Annotated in this window: 14 protein-coding genes, 2 tRNA genes and 2 rRNA genes (1 of these 18 only partly in view); all 18 read right to left on the bottom strand. The window is 43.4% G+C overall.

The features are described 5' to 3' along the window. A 23S ribosomal RNA gene (locus CGC57_RS09775) occupies nucleotides 1-365 on the bottom strand; it reaches 2,478 nt to the left of the window's first position. A gap of 153 nt (nucleotides 366-518) precedes the next feature. Beyond that, a tRNA-Ala gene (locus CGC57_RS09770) sits at nucleotides 519-592 on the bottom strand. An 83-nt stretch (nucleotides 593-675) separates the two neighbouring features. Further along, nucleotides 676-749, bottom strand: a tRNA-Ile gene (locus tag CGC57_RS09765). 149 nt (nucleotides 750-898) lie between these two features. Then, nucleotides 899-2,414, bottom strand: a 16S ribosomal RNA gene (locus tag CGC57_RS09760). The 16S and 23S rRNA genes sit together here with 2 tRNA genes alongside, the layout of an rRNA operon. Before the next feature lie 645 nt (nucleotides 2,415-3,059). Beyond that, complete coding sequence (locus CGC57_RS09750) at nucleotides 3,060-4,568, bottom strand: helix-hairpin-helix domain-containing protein (protein WP_095899498.1); 1,509 nt, start codon at nucleotides 4,566-4,568, stop codon at nucleotides 3,060-3,062. A gap of 148 nt (nucleotides 4,569-4,716) precedes the next feature. After that, complete coding sequence (locus CGC57_RS09745; RefSeq protein WP_095898968.1) at nucleotides 4,717-6,093, bottom strand: PP2C family serine/threonine-protein phosphatase; 1,377 nt, start codon at nucleotides 6,091-6,093, stop codon at nucleotides 4,717-4,719. After that, the gene (locus tag CGC57_RS09740; protein WP_095898967.1) at nucleotides 6,093-7,136 is read right to left on the bottom strand and encodes a TerY-C metal binding domain-containing protein; all 1,044 of its coding nucleotides are present in this window, start codon (nucleotides 7,134-7,136) and stop codon (nucleotides 6,093-6,095) included. Before CGC57_RS09740 ends, CGC57_RS09745 begins: the two co-directional genes overlap by 1 nt. 28 nt (nucleotides 7,137-7,164) lie before the next feature. After that, the gene (locus tag CGC57_RS09735) at nucleotides 7,165-7,803 is read right to left on the bottom strand and encodes a vWA domain-containing protein (RefSeq protein WP_002679473.1); all 639 of its coding nucleotides are present in this window, start codon (nucleotides 7,801-7,803) and stop codon (nucleotides 7,165-7,167) included. A gap of 2 nt (nucleotides 7,804-7,805) precedes the next feature. Further along, nucleotides 7,806-8,444, bottom strand: a complete 639-nt coding sequence (locus tag CGC57_RS09730) for a vWA domain-containing protein (protein ID WP_095898966.1) — start codon at nucleotides 8,442-8,444, stop codon at nucleotides 7,806-7,808. A 56-nt stretch (nucleotides 8,445-8,500) separates the two neighbouring features. Continuing rightward, a complete protein-coding gene (locus tag CGC57_RS09725) occupies nucleotides 8,501-8,920 on the bottom strand; it encodes a hypothetical protein (protein ID WP_095898965.1) in 420 nt (139 codons plus the stop codon). A 15-nt stretch (nucleotides 8,921-8,935) separates the two neighbouring features. Continuing rightward, complete coding sequence (locus tag CGC57_RS09720; protein ID WP_002679499.1) at nucleotides 8,936-9,595, bottom strand: TerD family protein; 660 nt, start codon at nucleotides 9,593-9,595, stop codon at nucleotides 8,936-8,938. Between the two features lie 63 nt (nucleotides 9,596-9,658). Continuing rightward, nucleotides 9,659-10,213, bottom strand: a complete 555-nt coding sequence (locus CGC57_RS09715) for a TerD family protein (protein WP_095898964.1) — start codon at nucleotides 10,211-10,213, stop codon at nucleotides 9,659-9,661. A 48-nt stretch (nucleotides 10,214-10,261) separates the two neighbouring features. Beyond that, entirely contained in the window at nucleotides 10,262-11,218 is a 957-nt protein-coding gene (locus CGC57_RS09710; RefSeq protein ID WP_095898963.1) for a hypothetical protein, read from the bottom strand. Nucleotides 11,219-11,221: 3 nt separating this feature from the next. Then, on the bottom strand, nucleotides 11,222-12,325 hold the full coding sequence (locus CGC57_RS09705; RefSeq protein ID WP_095898962.1) for a toxic anion resistance protein: 1,104 nt from the start codon (nucleotides 12,323-12,325) through the stop codon (nucleotides 11,222-11,224). Between the two features lie 362 nt (nucleotides 12,326-12,687). Further along, nucleotides 12,688-13,263, bottom strand: coding sequence for a TerD family protein (locus CGC57_RS09700; RefSeq protein ID WP_002679292.1), 576 nt, complete (start codon nucleotides 13,261-13,263; stop codon nucleotides 12,688-12,690). Between the two features lie 121 nt (nucleotides 13,264-13,384). Continuing rightward, the gene (locus CGC57_RS09695; RefSeq protein ID WP_095898961.1) at nucleotides 13,385-15,052 is read right to left on the bottom strand and encodes a formate--tetrahydrofolate ligase; all 1,668 of its coding nucleotides are present in this window, start codon (nucleotides 15,050-15,052) and stop codon (nucleotides 13,385-13,387) included. A 51-nt stretch (nucleotides 15,053-15,103) separates the two neighbouring features. After that, complete coding sequence (locus CGC57_RS09690; RefSeq protein WP_095898960.1) at nucleotides 15,104-16,243, bottom strand: lactonase family protein; 1,140 nt, start codon at nucleotides 16,241-16,243, stop codon at nucleotides 15,104-15,106. Nucleotides 16,244-16,248: 5 nt separating this feature from the next. Further along, nucleotides 16,249-17,637: an aromatic amino acid ammonia-lyase gene (locus CGC57_RS09685; protein WP_095898959.1), complete on the bottom strand. Its 1,389-nt coding sequence runs from the start codon at nucleotides 17,635-17,637 to the stop codon at nucleotides 16,249-16,251. Nucleotides 17,638-17,657 lie beyond the last annotated feature (20 nt).

Here is a 17,657-nt window from a genome sequence, read left to right as displayed (position 1 = left end):
ATACGAGACTTTCACTCTCTATGGTGTGTCTTTCCAAACACTTCTAATCCAGCTTTACAACCTATATCTGGGTCCTACAACCCCCATATTGCCGTAACAATATGGGTTTGGGCTGTTCCCATTTCGCTCGCCACTACTTTGGGAATCACTTTTGTTTTCTTCTCCTCCGCCTACTTAGATGTTTCAGTTCAGCGGGTTTGCCCATCTTTACGATGTAGTACATCTTCAATGTACTGGGTTGCCCCATTCGGATATTTGCGTATCAACTCGTATGTGCCAATCCACGCAACTTTTCGCAGCTTATCACGTCCTTCTTCGCCTCTGAGAGCCTAGGCATCCCCCATACGCCCTTACATAACTTTTCGCGCTTGTAGTTTTATTCAATTAACAATTATCTATTATCAATTAAATAAATACCTCGTTCTCTTTGATTCTTTTTAATATTTTCGTTAGATAATCAATATTCTATTATTGATCTCTTATGCTCTTTATCCCAATATGTCAATGTACTGTTGTTGTGGAGAATAAGGGATTCGAACCCTTGACCCCCTGCGTGCAAGGCAGGTGCTCTAGCCAGCTGAGCTAATTCCCCGTGTCTCTAGGTAAGAGATATGAGGTAAGAGGTAAGAGGATTCTTCCTCTAGCTCACTCCTAGAAATTTCCTTCTTTAGCTTGTAGTCCCAGGCAGACTCGAACTGCCGACCTCTACATTATCAGTGTAGCGCTCTAACCAGCTGAGCTATGAGACTATTTTATAATGACGAGGAACGAATTACGAATTACGAGTAACGAATTACGTATTGCTGTTGTTCGTTCTCTATCATTATCAGTCGGTTTTTGTTGACAGCAAGATTTAAAGAATGAGTTAGTCCGATGTTCAATTATCGGTCATCTCTAGAAAGGAGGTGTTCCAGCCGCACCTTCCGGTACGGCTACCTTGTTACGACTTAGCCCCAGTCACTAGTTTTACCCTAAACAGCTCCTCGCGGTGACCGTCTTCAGGTACCCCCAGCTTCCATGGCTTGACGGGCGGTGTGTACAAGGCCCGGGAACGTATTCACCGGATCATGGCTGATATCCGATTACTAGCGATTCCAGCTTCACGGAGTCGAGTTGCAGACTCCGATCCGAACTGTGACCGTCTTTATAGATTCGCTCCTGCTCGCGCAGTGGCTGCTCTCTGTAACGGCCATTGTAGCACGTGTGTAGCCCAAGATGTAAGGGCCGTGATGATTTGACGTCATCCCCACCTTCCTCACGGTTTGCACCGGCAGTCCCACTAGAGGGCTCGACTTGACTCGTTAGCAACTAATGGCAGGGGTTGCGCTCGTTATAGGACTTAACCTGACACCTCACGGCACGAGCTGACGACAACCATGCAGCACCTTGAAAACTGTCCGAAGAAGGAGGTATCTCTACCTCTGTCAGTTCCCATTTAAACCTTGGTAAGGTTCCTCGCGTATCATCGAATTAAACCACATGCTCCACCGCTTGTGCGGGCCCCCGTCAATTCCTTTGAGTTTCACACTTGCGTGCGTACTCCCCAGGTGGGATACTTATCACTTTCGCTTAGCCACTCAGATTGCTCCAAACAGCTAGTATCCATCGTTTACAGCGTGGACTACCAGGGTATCTAATCCTGTTCGCTCCCCACGCTTTCGTCCATCAGCGTCAATAAATTGTTAGTAATATGCCTTCGCTATCGGTGTTCTGTGTAATATCTAAGCATTTCACCGCTACACTACACATTCCAACTACTTCACAATCATTCAAGACTGACAGTTTCAAAGGCAGTTGCTTAGTTGAGCTAAGCGCTTTCACCTCTGACTTATCAGCCCGCCTACGGACCCTTTAAACCCAATGATTCCGGATAACGCTCGCATCCTCCGTATTACCGCGGCTGCTGGCACGGAGTTAGCCGATGCTTATTCGTAAGGTACCGTCATCAAAGTACTCGTACTCCTTATTCTTCCCTTACAAAAGCAGTTTACAATCCATAGGACCTTCATCCTGCACGCGGCATGGCTGGATCAGTCTTCCGACCATTGTCCAATATTCCTCACTGCTGCCTCCCGTAGGAGTCTGGTCCGTATCTCAGTACCAGTGTGGGGGACATCCCTCTCAGAACCCCTATCTATCGTCGCCTTGGGGAGCCGTTACCTCTCCAACTAGCTAATAGAACGCATACTCATCTTTCACCACCGTAGCTTTAATATAAAAACGATGCCGCTCTTATATACCATTAGGTATTAATCCAAATTTCTTCGGGCTATCCCTATGTGAAAGGCAGATTGTATACGCGTTACGCACCCGTGCGCCGGTCTTGGTTACCCGAAGGTAACCTCTCCCTCGACTTGCATGTGTTAGGCCTGCCGCTAGCGTTCATCCTGAGCCAGGATCAAACTCTTCATCGTTAAAATCTTTAATATCTTTAACCGACTTTTAAGTTATTGACTTCAGGTTTCACTCGATTCTTTAAATCTTTGTTTTGTGCTGTACAACATTATGTCAATGTACGTGTTGTTTCTTGTTTTGAGACCGTGTTTTGTCTCATTTGCGGGTGCAAAGGTACGGCGTTTTTTTTATCCTGCAAATTTTTTTACAACTTTTTTTGAAAGTTTTTTGTAGTTAGTTGAAAATGAGGGAAATATTTTTTGATGAAAAACTCGGAGAGACTCAGAGAAACTCGGAGGGGGTGCGAGCCGCACGGGCAGAGATGGGAGGGGTGGGGTGCGAGCCGCACAGGCAGGGATGGGGTGCGAGCGGTGGGAGTGGTGAGAGCTGTGGGAGTAGTGAGAGCGGTGGGAACGGTGGGAGTTGTGGGAGGGACTAGGAGAAACTCGGAGGGATGGGATAACCCCCGACTCACTTACTCGGCAATTGCCGACAACCCCGAAGGGGGACTAGCCGGAAAGGGGAGACAAGGCACACGGGCGGGGCGGAATTTTGGGGGAGAAACTCGGAGGGACTTTGAGACACTCGGAGAAACTCGGAGTGAGGGTGGTGATGGAGGTTTGAAGGTTGGAAAAGAGAGGGTGGTACATTTTTTTTGGGTGGGATTAATTTACTAAGGTGATATAAAGTAATCTGCCGCCTTCGTCGTTTGAGAGTATTATCTTTTTTTCATTGGTGAGTTCTACCATTGTACCAATGGGAATGGGTTTGTTTTCGGTAACGTCTTTCATATCGGGGAGGGATTGATTGACAAGCACCCATCTGTTTTGATAGAAGGTGAAATAACCTACAGTTTTTTTGTCGTCGTTAGTGAGATTTTCATTGCGGATGAGCTTGCGCGATACGTGCCACTTGAAAAGGAATTGGTTGTGATATACCATCAAACGGTGGTTTTCGGGTTTCCACACATTGTTACCTGCATTGTAATACAAATCGGCGATGGGGAGGCTACCGCGGTGAGGGGTTCCACAAAACGGACACTTAGGGCGAGCGGTATTATCGAACACATACCACTTTTGAGTACAACTGGGGTTACTACAAGGTTGTATCAAATCTACAGTTTTGAGCAGTGCTGTTTCCCATTCATTGGCGATAGGGCGCAACATTGGGTTGTGCAATCCGTCGATGAAAGCGCGGTTGAAGAGTTCGGTGAGGTAGGGACCTGTGATGGTATAAGGCAATTTGGCAGGGTCACCCCAAAAGGCGTCCCACTTGCGCAACTGGTCGGGTTTTACACGATTGGTGGCATCGGTGGGGTGCTCTATGAAGAGTGCCTTCTCCCCCATCGCTAATAATTCATCCTTTTCGGCATCTAAATCCCATACTTTGCTACCTTTGAGCGGGTGGCGACGCAACAGATACATATATATAAGTACTGCCAAAGCGTGCAAATCAGTTTTTTGGTTAGGCAGTGCACGTTTAGGGTCTTTGATATCTAAATGTTTGGTGCTAAGTACTTCAGGAGCTATAAAATCGGCGGTACCGATAACCTCTGGAGGGAACATTCCAGGTACAACCAAACCATCTAAGTCGATGATATTTGCTGATTTGGTTACGGGATCAATGAGGATATTGTTATAAGAAAGGTCGGAATGTGCGAGCCCCATTTGGTGCATTTTCTTGATGCCGCGACAGATATTGATAGCGATTTGGAAATAGCTAAGCCAATCGCCTAACTCCGAAGGTGCCAAACAGAGTGGATATTGAGGATCGCGGAAAGAAGGGGTAGTGAACCACTTACCTTTTTTTTCCTCGCCTTTGAGTCCGTCGTCGGTGAGACGCCCTTTTTCAAAGAAGAACTTACGGTCGTAGATAGGAACAATCACCCCTGTTTTACCATCTTTTTCAACAGCATCGTAGGGCCAGCGGAAAATCTCGTTGAGGAAATAATCGGGGGCGTTACCTTTTTTGATATTCTCCAAATACAGAGAGACGATGCGCTTGATGCGTTCTTTTTGGTTAAAATCTAAGGGGTCTCGGAAGAAAGCTACCACATAACGACGATCGGGAGAGAAATACACATCTTTCACTCCCCCACGTTTGGGGTTGCCATCATCTACATATTGGTAGGATTTGGAAGTATCTATAATTGATTTTACAGTGATTGTATTCATCATTATTTATTTTTTAGCCCCCACGAATCTCACGAATTTTCACGAATTTGGGAGTGTATAAAACTCTTTATATTGTTATATTTCACGAATTTTCACCTGACGGTGAATTATGACAATCAGTGCTTTGTTATATGGAACTGGCGTTAAATTAGTAAATAATCGCGAGGGTTCTATCGTCGGAATTGCCTTTGCTCCAGAAGTCGAGCCACTGCAGGAGCTGCTGGTCTATTTGGTTATCGTTTTGGAAATCGACTTGACAATGGTCGTCGTTCTCTCCATTGAGATCAGCTAAGAAATCATTCCAACGTTCTATTTTAGTAAGGTTGTTTTCCACTACAAATTTAGGGTCGTAGATGCCGTCGGTCATTAGGAATAGTTTGGAAAAATCGTTAAAGCGATGAATACCAAATCGCTTCCCAACGGGTATTTCGGCTTCGTTAGAATAAATCTCGGGCATAGTGATGAAACGCGTACCTCCGCCAAATTCACCTATATCTAATAGATTGAGCAATTGTACTTCGGTTTGAGCTTCATTTAGAATACAAATAGGGCAATCGCCTACACCAAAGGTGAGTAGCACGTAGCCAAAATCGTACTTCTTAGCCAAAGCAAAAATGAGTGTTGTATGGAGGTCTTTCAGCGCAATTTCTTCGGCGTTAGCAAAATCTTCTAAATGACGGAAAAGTTCTCGCAACTTGCGATAAATGGCATTTACAATATTGCTCTTGTGCGTAAGGTCTTCCGCTGTTGCGAAATAAGCAACTACCTCTTGGTCGATTGTGTTTAGAAAACCGCTATCATTAAAACTATCACAAATAAAACGAGTGGCTATTTCGGATCCTTTGCGAGCAAACTTAGCTGAGCCTGCCCCATCGGCGACGGCTATCACTTGCCAATCGTTAGGCAAGGGCAAGGTGTAGAAATCGTCGTCACGAGCGCCTCCTTGGTGAGCGTGTGACCTACCACGTTTAGAAGCAACTACTAGTTTTTTATCTAAGAAAGAGGTTTTTAGGGTTGCTTCTTCGGTTTTGTAGAAACGCGCTTCTTTATCCAATGGAATATTTTGCCAAAGGTCTTTGGGATCGGGGTTGATGATGAAAGGCACTCGTTTTACCCGCTCAATCAAATCGGGGTCGGTGGTGCAATAGAAGTGAATTTCCAACTCGGTACTCGCTGCCATAGTAGGTTTTCCCTCGATAGTGCGAGTATCGGGGGAGAAAGTGAGCCCCAATTCCTCTAAATGACTGATGCGAGAGATGTGTATATGCGGAAATTCCTCTAAATTAAAACTGAAATTGTAGTCCTTTTTAGCATTAGCATTGGCAATTGGCAAATGAGCTTCTAGAAAAGACTCAATTTCGTAGTGTATTTGGTATTTTTCTTTCACTTCTTCTTGTAGTTGATGTGCTAAACTGCTTATTTTTTCGGATTGAGAGAGTATAGAGAGCACTTTGGCTGCTACACGCGGATTAGGTTGCCCATTGGGATGTTCCCCTTTGATGATAGTTTGTATAATTTCGTCCATTATCCTAAGGTTCTATTGATGTCAAACTCTTCATCGGACATACCGTAGTTAGCCACAGATCCACACCACGGACAGCTGTTCTCGCCTTCGCCAGAGATGCAGTGCACGCCGCCACAAGAGCAGGTTGCCAAAGCATAGGCATTGCCACAACAAGGGCAAGAAGGGTTGCCCATCAGTTCGTCCGACGATACTTTGAGGGCGTAGTTTGTTTCGTTAGAGAATTCTTTATAGCTATTCTCGTCTATTTTATAAGCTCCTTGCAGCATATAGATACGGGTTTGCATTCCGTAGATGCCCGAACTGCGAGAGCTTTTTTGGAATTTGATAAGGTATTGTTTTTGGGTATTAGAACACTTTCCGCGAATGACCACGAAGTTTTCATCGGGGACATTGTGGCGCTTGGTGAGGTCAATACTCTCAATGAGGTGATGATCGGGTTTGGCGAGCTTGATAGCATCGGTATTGGTGTTGTTCACCTGCTCGCTGGTGGTTTTGATAGAGGCTGTAATCCACTTGAAAAACTCTTTGTAAGCAGCTGTATTGGTGTTGTTGAACTGCAAGACTTGATCGGTGAGTTGCCCCAAGAGGTTGTAGTTTGTGTTCTCACCCAACGAAATTGCTACTAAGTTCACTTTACGGCGATAATGAGCATTCCAACGCTCGATAGCTTGAGCGGGGTCATCGGTAGGGATACCATCGGTGAAGAGGAAAACGAGAGGTTTCCAGTCGCCTTTGCGTTCGAGGGTAGTTTTCACCACCTCACGGTCGATAGCGTTCATCAGTTCGTTGAGCCCACTGGCGAGGGAAGTACCGCCACCAATAGGAATTTTAGGCGGATAGAAAGTGATGATATCCTGCAAAGGCGTAATGACTTTACTTTTGCCCGCAAAGCCAATGATAGAGAGCCAAACGGTTTCGAGTGCAAAAGGGTCGGCTTTGAGTTCTTTGATGATTGTAGCCATACCGTCTTGCACGTGTTCTATGGGGTCACCGACCATTGATTCGGAGATATCGAGGAGGAAATAAATGGGGAGTCTGCGCATATTAGTGAAAAGTGAAAAGTGAAAAGAATTATACTACTAAATTGAGTTCACGTGGTGGCGGTGGGAGGGTCATTGATTCACCGGTGCCTTGTGATTTGCCACCCATTTCTATAGATGAACTCACCCATTTGAAAAAGGTAGTAAGCATATTGGCATCTGTGGTGTCGAGTTTTACCACATCGGGGGTAAGTTCTTGGAGGTAGGACACTTCGGCTTTGGGTCCTGCGGCACAACCTACAATCACACCAAAATCTAAGGCTTTTACCTTAGGAATGTACTCGCGGTATTTTTGTATATCGGAAGGTTTCCCATCGGTAAAGATAAATAAAAGTGGTTTCCAGTCGCCTTTTTGTTGTGCTGAACCTCTAATGAGTTCAGTTTTTACCAAATCACACACCATTTCAAGAGCTTCGCCAGTGTGAGTGGGACCGCTTTCGGGACATTTGATTTCGATAGGCTGAAAAGAAGCTAAATCTATCAGCGGGATGATGTTGCGCACTTCACGATCGAAGGTAATGACACTCAAATGGAGGGAATCCATCGCCTGAGGGTCGTTGCGTAGCATATTGATGAGCCCATAGAAGCCGTTGTTGAGGGCTTGGATAGGTTCACCGCTCATTGAGCCTGAAGTGTCTAAAAGAAAATAAGCTAAGAGTCGTCTGTTCATCGTTAGGAAACAATTACTAATTCACTTGGTGGAGGTGGGAGTTGGTCTTTTTTGGTAAGGTCGATACCTGTTTCTTCTACTTTGGTAGAGGTAGTAGCAATGGAAGCTGACACCCATTGGAAGAATTTGCTAATGCTATCGGCATCGGTATTGCTAAGGCGCACTACTTGGTCGGATATTTCCTTAAGCACTTTATCATCGGCGTTATTACCAGCGGCACATCCTACTATCAATCCTTTTTTCACGGCTTTGAGTTTTTGGAATCCCGCTTGCCAATCGTCGGTAGGGACACCATCGGTCATAATAAAAACGATAGGTTTCCAGTCGCCTTTTTGTTCGAGAGTTGTTTTGGTAACTTCATTTTCCAATTTATCGGCGAGGAGGCTCAAGGCAGCTCCAAGGGCTGTTGTGCCAGCGGCTTTGAGGTCTACCGTTTGGAAAGAAGCTAAATCGGTAAGGGGTATAAGTTGTTTAGCATCGGAATCGAAAGTGATGATGCTCACGAAAGCTGTTTCGATAGCCTGAGGGTTTTGGCGCAGCGAGTGAACCATCATCTGTACGCCATTTTTCACTGCCTCTATAGGTTCGCCAGTCATTGAGCCAGAAGTGTCTAAGAGGAGATATACGGGAAGTCGTCTCATAGTGTGATATGTTAAGAAAAGAGGCTGCCCTAAAGGGGAGAAACAGCCTCTCAGTTTTATGATATGTTGTATGTTGAATTATTGTTATTCAATCCTGCTCCATAGGTTGAAGCATTTTGGCTTAAGCCTTGCCCATACGCAGAAGCTCCATACTCAGGATCGTTCTGGTTGATAAAGCTCATCACCTCTAAAGTAACATCTTTACCACCAGAAAGCACATTGTATAGGCAACCTATGGTATAGATAGGACCCCAAGGGATACCCCACCACCCTAATATAAGGGTAAGGAAAAACCAGCCTAAACCTTGTGTAACTCTTGATTTACCAGGTTTGATAAAGTAGATGCCACTAGAACGTTTAAGAGTAACGACTACTAGTGAGATACAGTAAGTATAGATTACAAACTTACCTCCTTGATTTACCAAATCGCGAATTTGGTTTGTAGACAAGCCTTCAACGTTGTTAATATCATTCATAATAATACTTTTGAATTACAAATAGTTTTGAACAATACGGTGAATGGTTTGACCAAGGAAAGAATCGTCTACGGGATCACCGATAGCATCAAACTTCCATTCGCCATTTCTCTTGTAGAGTTTTGCCAAAATAAGAGCACGCTTGCCAGCGTAAGCAGGTTCGGCAGCTACGTTGTAAGAGGCAAATACAGAGTTTACACGCTGTGGAGTACCTTCGAACATACGAATTTTAGCATAAGGAATTTGTGAAAAGTCTTCTTTACCTACGTTGTTGAGGAAGAAGAAGATTTTAGATACATTAGGAGCTACACGATCTAAGTTTACAGTGATAATTTCGTTATCAAGACCGTCGTCACCTCCTTTATCGCCTTGCAAATCGTCACCAGTGTGGTGAAGAGCGCCGTCATTGGAATCTAATTTTCCTTTAGGAAGACCAAATTGTTGCAAGATTTGGATATTGTACAAAGGAGAATAGAGGTGGTCACACACATTGTTATTGTCGTCGATAAGCACACAGCTAAGGTCTAAATCCACATCTTGTTTGTTTTTCATCAAACCAAAGAGAGCTTTAGTTTCGATAGCACCCCAGTTCACTCCAATACAGAAGTTTTGTAGTTTTTCACCAGATTCTTTGCGTAGGTCGATTTTTTGACCTTTTTGTAAATTGATTGCCATAAAAATAATTTTTAAATTAATCAATTAGCAGAGATTTTGCTAATTGAGAGGTTTATAATTCAGTTAATTGTATTTGTTAAGATAGTCTTCCAAGCCACCTTTCATTCCCATACCTACCGCTTCGAACTTCCATTCGCCATTGCGTTTGTAGATACGACCGAACTCTACAGCTGTTTCGATAGAAAAATCCTCTTCCAATTCGTATTTTAGCATTTCTTGATTGGTAACCGAATCGAAAATGCGGATGAATGAATTGCGTACCTGACCGAAATTTTGTCCGCGTTGAGCAGCTTCGTGAATAGTTACCACGATGCAGATTTCGGCTGCATTAGGTTCTATTTTAGAGAGGTCGACAAGGATTTGCTCATCGTCGCCATCACCTGCTCCTGTGCGGTTGTCGCCGGTGTGCACTACTGCTTCATTAGGTGATTTGAGATTGTTGTAGAACACGAAGTGGCTATCTGACAACAATTTTTTGTTTTCGCCTAAGATAAATACCGAGGCGTCTAAATCGAAATCAGTACCTGTAGTAGAGCTGTTCGTATCCCAACCCAAACCTACGGTGAATTTAGGAGCATTGATGCTCTCTCTTTGTCCTTTTTGTAAGTTGATTGCCATAAAATTAATTTATTAATTAGTCAATTAGCAAATTTGCCAATTGGGGTGTTACTTGTTTAGGTTTAAATCAAGCATAGAGGTGAGGATGTTTTTTTCTTCCTCTATATTCAATTGTTCATCAGTAAGGTTGTTGTTATCTATGGTTTCACGATATTTTGCTAAGAGTTCTTTTACATCCTCGGGGAAACTGTTGCGTATCTCTTTGCGTTTTTCTTCTAAGTCTCTTATTTTGCGTTCCAACTCCCCTACTAACGAATGACCATTACTCACGTTTTTTTCGCGATTCAGTTGGTGCTTGAAGGCATCTTTTAGCAAATAGAAGCCATTGGTTTGCAGGTTCCAAATAAACTCATCATCGGAGCCGAGAATTCTAAAGAGCTCGAAGAGTTGGAAATCTACATTGAATCCACACATAAAACGCACTTTGAAGTTTTTACTCGCCAAACGGGAGAGCAGTAGGCGCTCAATATTCAGCCCTTCTAAGGTGTAGAGTTTCGTTCCTGGCACCACTAATAGGTGTGTGATATCATCGTCGTCGCGAAAATACTCCTCGGCATAGTGATTAGGGAAACTGCGGATTGCTGTGAGGTTGTAGGGCTTGTAGCTACCTGTGAGCGTACTATAAGCGGCTTGAAACACCGCCGATACCTCAGCCTCGTGATAACGCTGATCGGTTTCAAAACGGTTTTCGGCTTTGCCTTGGCGTGCCAGCTGAGCGATATAATCCTTATGGGCTGCAATTTCGGTATCAATATTGGTAATTGCTGCTTCCTTTTGCTTTTTGAGTTTGGTGAGTAGCTCAATAAGGCTATCGGTATACTGCAAGTGGAACAATTCCAACTTGTTCACATCTAAGGCTTCGGTGTTTTTTTCAAAAAATGAATGGATAATCTCGGTACGTACCACTATACCTACCAAGTCGGTTTGTTTAAAAAAGTTCTCTAATATTTTGAGTTTTTGCAACCTCCGTTTGCTATCATTCAGTATTTTTGTTTCTGTTCCCAAGTGTTATGCCTTTTTGTTTTGCAATTGGTTTTTAAGAGTAGTTTCTAAGTTCTGCAATTCGTTATCCAACAAGCGGCGACTTTGCTCTCCTTGTTGCTGGATTTGTTTCACCTCATTGAGGGTATTGATGAGTGAAGTAGTAGTTTCGCGCAAGGTATCGATAGACACGATTGTTTGTTCGTTAGCACGAGCGACATTCACTGTATTTTGTTGTAGGCGTTGAGCGTTTTTACGCAAAATTTCTTCGGTGGTTTGCGATACGCGTTGTTGTACCTCGATATGCTGTTGCTGACGGTGTAAAGCTACAGCCAGCGTAAGTTGGTTTTTCCAAACAGGCAAAGTGGTAGTGAGGATGGTTTGTGCTTTTTCGGCTATTGACACGTTGTTGTTCTGTATCAATCGGATTTGAGGTAACGATTGCAACATAATGAAGCGCACGACTTTCAAATCGGCTAAACGGCGGTCTAAGCGGTTAGCAAAGTCGCGTTTATCGGAAATTTGATAATCTTGATACGCATCGGGGTTTGCTTCCATCAGAGCGAGTTCTTGTTTGGTTTTCTCGTAACGCAAACTACCTGCAATAATGTACTCTTCAATCTTTTTAATGGCATCGACATTGCTACCAAAAATAGTTTGCAACACCGCATTATCCTTAGTAGAGTTGATAACTCCTGCATTCACCTTATTGGAAATATCGGTGATGTTGTTCACTATTTTGTCGTATTTGGCAAAAATATTATCTACCGTAGTTACCATACGCCCCAAAAGCGGTATTTTGCGTAAGAATTTCTTAAAGCTATTACCTTCGAGTTCATCTACATCTACATAGTTGAGTTCTACGAGCAGTTTATTGATGAGCTCGCCTACCTCACCAGAGTTAGAGCGGCGTACATTATTTAAAAAGCTATCACTTTGTGAAGCCAATGTATTTTGTAACTCAGCACCAAAGTTGATTACTGAATTAGGGTTTGTTTCTTCTATATTGGCAGCGATAAGTTCGTACTTAGAGGTATCGGCAGGTGTAAGATTTTGAAGAGTTACATTGCCGTTCTTATCGATTACTTGAGCATTTGTATCAAGTACTTGTAGTTCTAAGGTTTGTTCCATAGTGTTTAAGATATTTTGATGTGAGTTATTAAAAACTCGCACTAATTTGACAAATGAATTATTAATGCTAATCAAGGGTTAAATTAACTTGTTGATTTAAAACATCCTCCTAACACATACTCCGCTGCGCCAACTCGCGGACTTCCTTCAAAGAGGGAGATGCGATGCAAAAGCGATAACATTCTGTTAATCAAGGATTATTATTTTTCAACTCTTGATTCATATTATTAATTATATTTGTGTGGGCGTTTGCAAAACGCCCCTACATAACATAATTCAAAAATAAAGAAATTATAGCGCTGTAAATCAGATATAACTATTTTACAGAAAGGCATTAAAGACTTTGACAAAGTGTTGTTAAGTTATTTAATGATTTCGCCTTTGTAGTATTTAGAAAGGAAAAATGCTAAATCTTCTTTGTAGCCAATGCCTGAGGCTTCAAATTTCCATTTGCCATTGTGTTTATAGAGACGTCCAAATTCTACGGCTGTTTCTATAGAAAAATCCTCACCTAATTCGTATTTAGCTACCTCTTCGCCGTTAGCGTTATCGACGATGCGGATGTAGGAATTGCGCACTTGTCCGTAGTTTTGTTTGCGGTTAAGCGCATCGTGAATGGTTACTACGAAAAGAATTTCGGTTACTCGAGGGTCTACTTTCGCGAGATCTACTTGTATACTTTCGTCATCGCCATCGGCACTGTTACCTCCTGTAGGGTCGTCGCCAGTGTGGTGGAGAGCGCCATCGGGAGAATCGGTATTGCCGTAGAACACAAAGAAAGGTTCAGAAGGAATAAGGCGCTGAGCATCTATCATAAAAGCCGAAGCGTCTAAATCGAAATCGTAGCCAGTACCCTCATTAGGATCCCAGCCTAATCCTATAGTTAAATTTTGTAGACCAATGTCTATACGTTGTCCTTTTTGTAAGTTGATTGCCATAATACTGATTTGTTAATTAGTCAATTAGCTAATTAGCTAACTGAGGGGATGTTATTTTATTAATTAATACGGTGCAAAGATAATAATAATTAGGAAATTTGCAAATTTAAGAGTTAGCAAATTACGAGAGTCCTGTGATGACTCCTTCATCATCTATATCCATACCTTCGGCAGCAGGCACACTGGGGAGTCCTGGCATACGCACCGTATCGCCTAATATTGGGATTACAAAGCCCGCCCCAGAGGCAAATTCAAACTCGCGCACAGTTACCTCAAAATCGGTAGGACGGGCGAGTTTTTTCTCGTCATCGCTGAGCGATTTAGGGGTTTTCACCATACAAATAGGCATTTTATCAAAGCCTAATTTATTGATTTGCTTTAACTGGTTCACTGCTTTGCCACTGTAGTTCACCTTGCTCGCTCCATAGATTTTAGTAGCTACTGTAGTGATTTTTTCTTCTATACTCGCCTCATTGTTGTACAAAGGTTTAAAATGGCTCTCACCACTCTCAGCTATAGCAACTACCGCGTGGGCGAGTTCTTCAGTTCCTTTACCTCCTTCACTAAACCCTTTGCTCACAATCGCTTGCACTCCTTTTTGAGCGCATACTTCTTTTATATAAGCGATTTCTTCCTCGCTATCGTTAGGAAAATAGTTGATTGCTACCACTGCTTTGAGTCCGAAGAGTTGTACATTCTCAATATGTTTTTCCAAATTGGCAATACCGATTTTCACTTTTTCCAAGCAAGGGGTGTTATACTCTTCTTTTTTAGCCCCTCCGTGATGGCGCAAGGCGCGGATAGTCGCTACAATCACCACTGCATCGGGGGCTAAGCCTGCTGAAGTACATTTGATATTGAGGAATTTTTCAGCCCCAAGGTCGGCGCCAAAACCTGCTTCGGTAACTACATAGTCGCCTAATGAGAGTCCCATTTTGGTAGCCAAAACAGTATTTGTACCTTGGGCAATGCTGGCAAAGGGACCACCGTGCAAGATAGCTGGATTGTTTTCAAGGGTTTGCACAAGGTTAGGCTTGATAGCTTCTTTGAGCAGTAGTGCCATTGCCCCTACTACGTTCAAATCGCGTGCAAATACGGGAGTACCGTCAAACTTTTTGCCCACATAAATGTTGCCAATACGCCTTTTTAGGTCGGAAAAACTTTCTGACAAGCACAATATTGCCATAATCTCGGAAGCAGGAGTGATATTAAAACCATCTTCTCGAGGCACTCCGTGTGTAGCACCGCCTAAACCTACTACTATATGGCGCAACGCGCGGTCGTTCATATCCATCACGCGTTTCCACACCACCGTGCGCGGGTCGATGCCTATAGAGTGGGTTTTGCTCTGGATATTATTATCGATGACAGCCGCCAAGAGGTTATTAGCCTTCTCAATAGCCGAAAAGTCGCCCGTAAAGTGCAAGTTGATGTCCTCCATAGGCACCACTTGCGAATAGCCTCCACCAGCTGCCCCTCCTTTGATTCCAAAAACAGGTCCTAACGATGGTTCTCGCAATACAGCAATCGCTTTTTTGCCTATTCTGTTAAGTCCTTCCGTCAGACCAATGCTCACCGTGGTCTTGCCCTCACCCGCAGGCGTAGGAGTAATAGCCGTAACCAGCACCAGCTTACTGTGTTTCATCTTCTCGGCATTGATGAGATGCAACGGCAGTTTAGCTTTGTATTTCCCATAAGGGTCGAGGTCGTCCTCGCTGATGTTTAGTTTTTTAGCTACCTCTCTGATAGGGAGCATCTGTGCCTTTTGGGCGATTTCTAAGTCGGTCATAAATAATGAACAGTTGAGAATTAATAATTTTGTGCGACAAAGGTAGTGTTTTTAGTTGGATTTTCCAAACACAATACAAGTAGGTTTATCTATCTCAATCTCTTCTGGCGTTTCAGTGAGTTCGCCAGTTGCTTCATTACGCTCAAAAACCTGAATTTTATTATCATCTCGGCAAGCTACTAAAAGGTATTTACCATTAGGAGTAATCGCAAAATTGCGGGGATGAATACCTGTGTGTTGGTAGCCTATTTTAGTTAAACTACCTTTCTTAGGGTCGATAGCAAAGATTGCGATACCATCTTTCTTTAATCGGTGAGAGGTGTACAGAAAACGCCCATCGGGACTGATATGTATATCGGCACTACCACGCCCGCCACCTTCATCAGCCATTATACGCTGTACTTCTTTCAGTTTGCCTTTGCGATAGCTGAGCACCACACATTCACCTCCTAATTCGTTGATAAGATAAGCAAAACGACCGTCTTTGCTAAATGTAAGATGACGAGGTCCTTGTATGGTATCACTAATGCGATAAGCAACTTTCATATCCTTGAGCACTTTAACGCCTTTTGAGGCTTTCCGTGCTTTGTAACGAAAGCGATACACACAATTTTTCCCTAAATTAGTAACCAACACATAGCGCTTCTCAGGGGTAGGAATGATACAATGGATATGAGATGCACTGCCGTGCAAAGCCTCTACAAAGGATATGTGTTGTACTTCAGTTTGCAATCTCCCTGCAGCATCTAATGAGAAAACACTGATGTCGCCTCCCGTATAGTTAGCTGTGATAACGTATTTGCTGTCGGATACGATATGGCAAGGGTCGGCTCCTGCTCGTGGCAAGACTTTTTTAGGAGCCGTAGGCAGGAATACAGGATTGCTTAGCTGTACTTTATCTTCACTCACATCAAAAGAATACGCTCCTTGTCGCCCGTCGTTATACTCGCTTACGGCATATAGATGTTTTCCATCGGGCGATAAGGTTACAAAAGAAGGATTGGCAGCGGTGGCACTGCTCAGTAGTTCAAAAATACCATTCTCCTGATTGAAATGATAGGTGTAAATTCCTTTAGAATTCCCTCCTTCGGTATAAGTGCCTATGTACATCATCAAGTTTTTATCTTGGGCAAAGGTGATGAATGTTAATAGTGCAAAGACTATAGTTAAAAACGTTCGTAATTTCTTCATAAGTTCTAATTTTGTGCGCTATTAAAAAAATGTATGGTGTGCTCTATTTGCTTCTTGAGGGTCGTTACTTCCTCATCTGCCATAAAGCTAAGGTATTCTTTAAACAAATCAGAATGATAGTCGAATTGCTTCTTTTTCCACTGCGAAGTAGCCAAAATCAATTCAATAGCTAATATTTCTTCTATATTCTTCACTACTTGTTCGCATTTGATAGCCGAACTACCTCCCATTCCTTTTATATCTATCGTTTTTTCAAACAAAATAGGACTTTCGATGCTTGCAGGGGTAGAAAGACGACGGTTTTCATTCAATATTCCTTCTATGATACGCTGGAAGATAGGGTAATCTATTTCAGTTTCTATCTCTTTACCGATATTTGAAAGCAAGTAGAACACACGCCGTTCACTGATATTGCCCAAGCTGGTGAGGGTAATCGCTAAAAAGTCCATTGCCAGCGTGAGGGGCAGGGTATGCGAGTTGCCTCCAAAAATAATTTCTTGGGTCTCAGGGAAGAGAATAGGGTTATCGGTAACAGAATTCATCTCGGTTTTTATCACTTTACGAATGGCTGCAATCGACTCGCGCACAGCTCCGTGTATTTGAGGGATAGAGCAAAAGGCTTCGGGCATAGACGAGAAGACTTGTGCTTGTGTAGCGAGGGTGCTGTCTTTTAGCAGGGTGCGCAAATGCTCAGCTGTTTCTACTAAGCCTCGGTGGGGTCGCACTATTTGCATAGCTTCCGAAAATGCTGAGAGGTTCCCTCCAAAGGCTTGGGTAGAAACTGAGGCTACAAAGTCTGCCCACTGAATGATTTGCAACGATTTGCTGAGGTTGTAAATACCATAAGCGGTGGTAAGCTGAGTGCCGTTGAGCAGGGCATCGGCTTCGCGCATCTCCAAAGATAGAGGTTGCCAACCGTATTTATCTTCCAACTCTTGCGCCGAATAGATTTTGTTGTGTATACACACTTCGCCTTCACCAAAGAGGGGCAGAGCGAGGTGTGCCAGAGCAATGCGTTCATCAGGGATATCTTTAGAATAAACCACTGGCAATACTCCCTTGTTATAAAAATCGATGAGGCGTTGCACCAAAGCCAATCGCACCCCACTATAGCCATAGGAAAACGATTGTATTTTGAGAAGGAGCATCAGTTTGACAATCTCATTGGGGATACGTTCGCCTATACCACAAGCATAGTGGCGCAACAGGGCTAACGAGCCCACCGAAAGTCGGTTAAGAATTTCAGGGGCTTTTTTACAATAATCGCTGAGGAAGCGGTGGCACGTTTCGATATTTATCACCGCTTCTTCCGAGAGTTTTAGTTGTGTGTTGCCTTCTACAATTGCTATAAGCTGTTCTAAAAGAAGGACTTCGTTAGAAATATAGTGTTCCATATTAAGAGATAGGGGGTTAG

Origin of the sequence: Capnocytophaga sputigena (genome assembly GCF_002302495.1) — a bacterium.
GTDB classification, from domain to species: Bacteria; Bacteroidota; Bacteroidia; order Flavobacteriales; family Flavobacteriaceae; genus Capnocytophaga; species Capnocytophaga sputigena.
Note: the sequence above shows the minus strand (reverse complement) of the source record. Positions and strands in the feature narration are given on the sequence as shown.

Excerpts from the sequence above, each read along its gene's own strand:
- CGC57_RS09750 (WP_095899498.1), bottom strand. The coding sequence starts at position 4,568 with ATGAATACAATCACTGTAAAATCAATTATAGATACTTCCAAATCCTAC.
- CGC57_RS09745 (WP_095898968.1), bottom strand. The coding sequence starts at position 6,093 with ATGGACGAAATTATACAAACTATCATCAAAGGGGAACATCCCAATGGG.
- CGC57_RS09740 (WP_095898967.1), bottom strand. The coding sequence starts at position 7,136 with ATGCGCAGACTCCCCATTTATTTCCTCCTCGATATCTCCGAATCAATG.
- CGC57_RS09735 (WP_002679473.1), bottom strand. The coding sequence starts at position 7,803 with ATGAACAGACGACTCTTAGCTTATTTTCTTTTAGACACTTCAGGCTCA.
- CGC57_RS09730 (WP_095898966.1), bottom strand. The coding sequence starts at position 8,444 with ATGAGACGACTTCCCGTATATCTCCTCTTAGACACTTCTGGCTCAATG.
- CGC57_RS09725 (WP_095898965.1), bottom strand. The coding sequence starts at position 8,920 with ATGAATGATATTAACAACGTTGAAGGCTTGTCTACAAACCAAATTCGC.
- CGC57_RS09720 (WP_002679499.1), bottom strand. The coding sequence starts at position 9,595 with ATGGCAATCAATTTACAAAAAGGTCAAAAAATCGACCTACGCAAAGAA.
- CGC57_RS09715 (WP_095898964.1), bottom strand. The coding sequence starts at position 10,213 with ATGGCAATCAACTTACAAAAAGGACAAAGAGAGAGCATCAATGCTCCT.
- CGC57_RS09705 (WP_095898962.1), bottom strand. The coding sequence starts at position 12,325 with ATGGAACAAACCTTAGAACTACAAGTACTTGATACAAATGCTCAAGTA.
- CGC57_RS09700 (WP_002679292.1), bottom strand. The coding sequence starts at position 13,263 with ATGGCAATCAACTTACAAAAAGGACAACGTATAGACATTGGTCTACAA.
- CGC57_RS09695 (WP_095898961.1), bottom strand. The coding sequence starts at position 15,052 with ATGACCGACTTAGAAATCGCCCAAAAGGCACAGATGCTCCCTATCAGA.
- CGC57_RS09690 (WP_095898960.1), bottom strand. The coding sequence starts at position 16,243 with ATGAAGAAATTACGAACGTTTTTAACTATAGTCTTTGCACTATTAACA.
- CGC57_RS09685 (WP_095898959.1), bottom strand. The coding sequence starts at position 17,637 with ATGGAACACTATATTTCTAACGAAGTCCTTCTTTTAGAACAGCTTATA.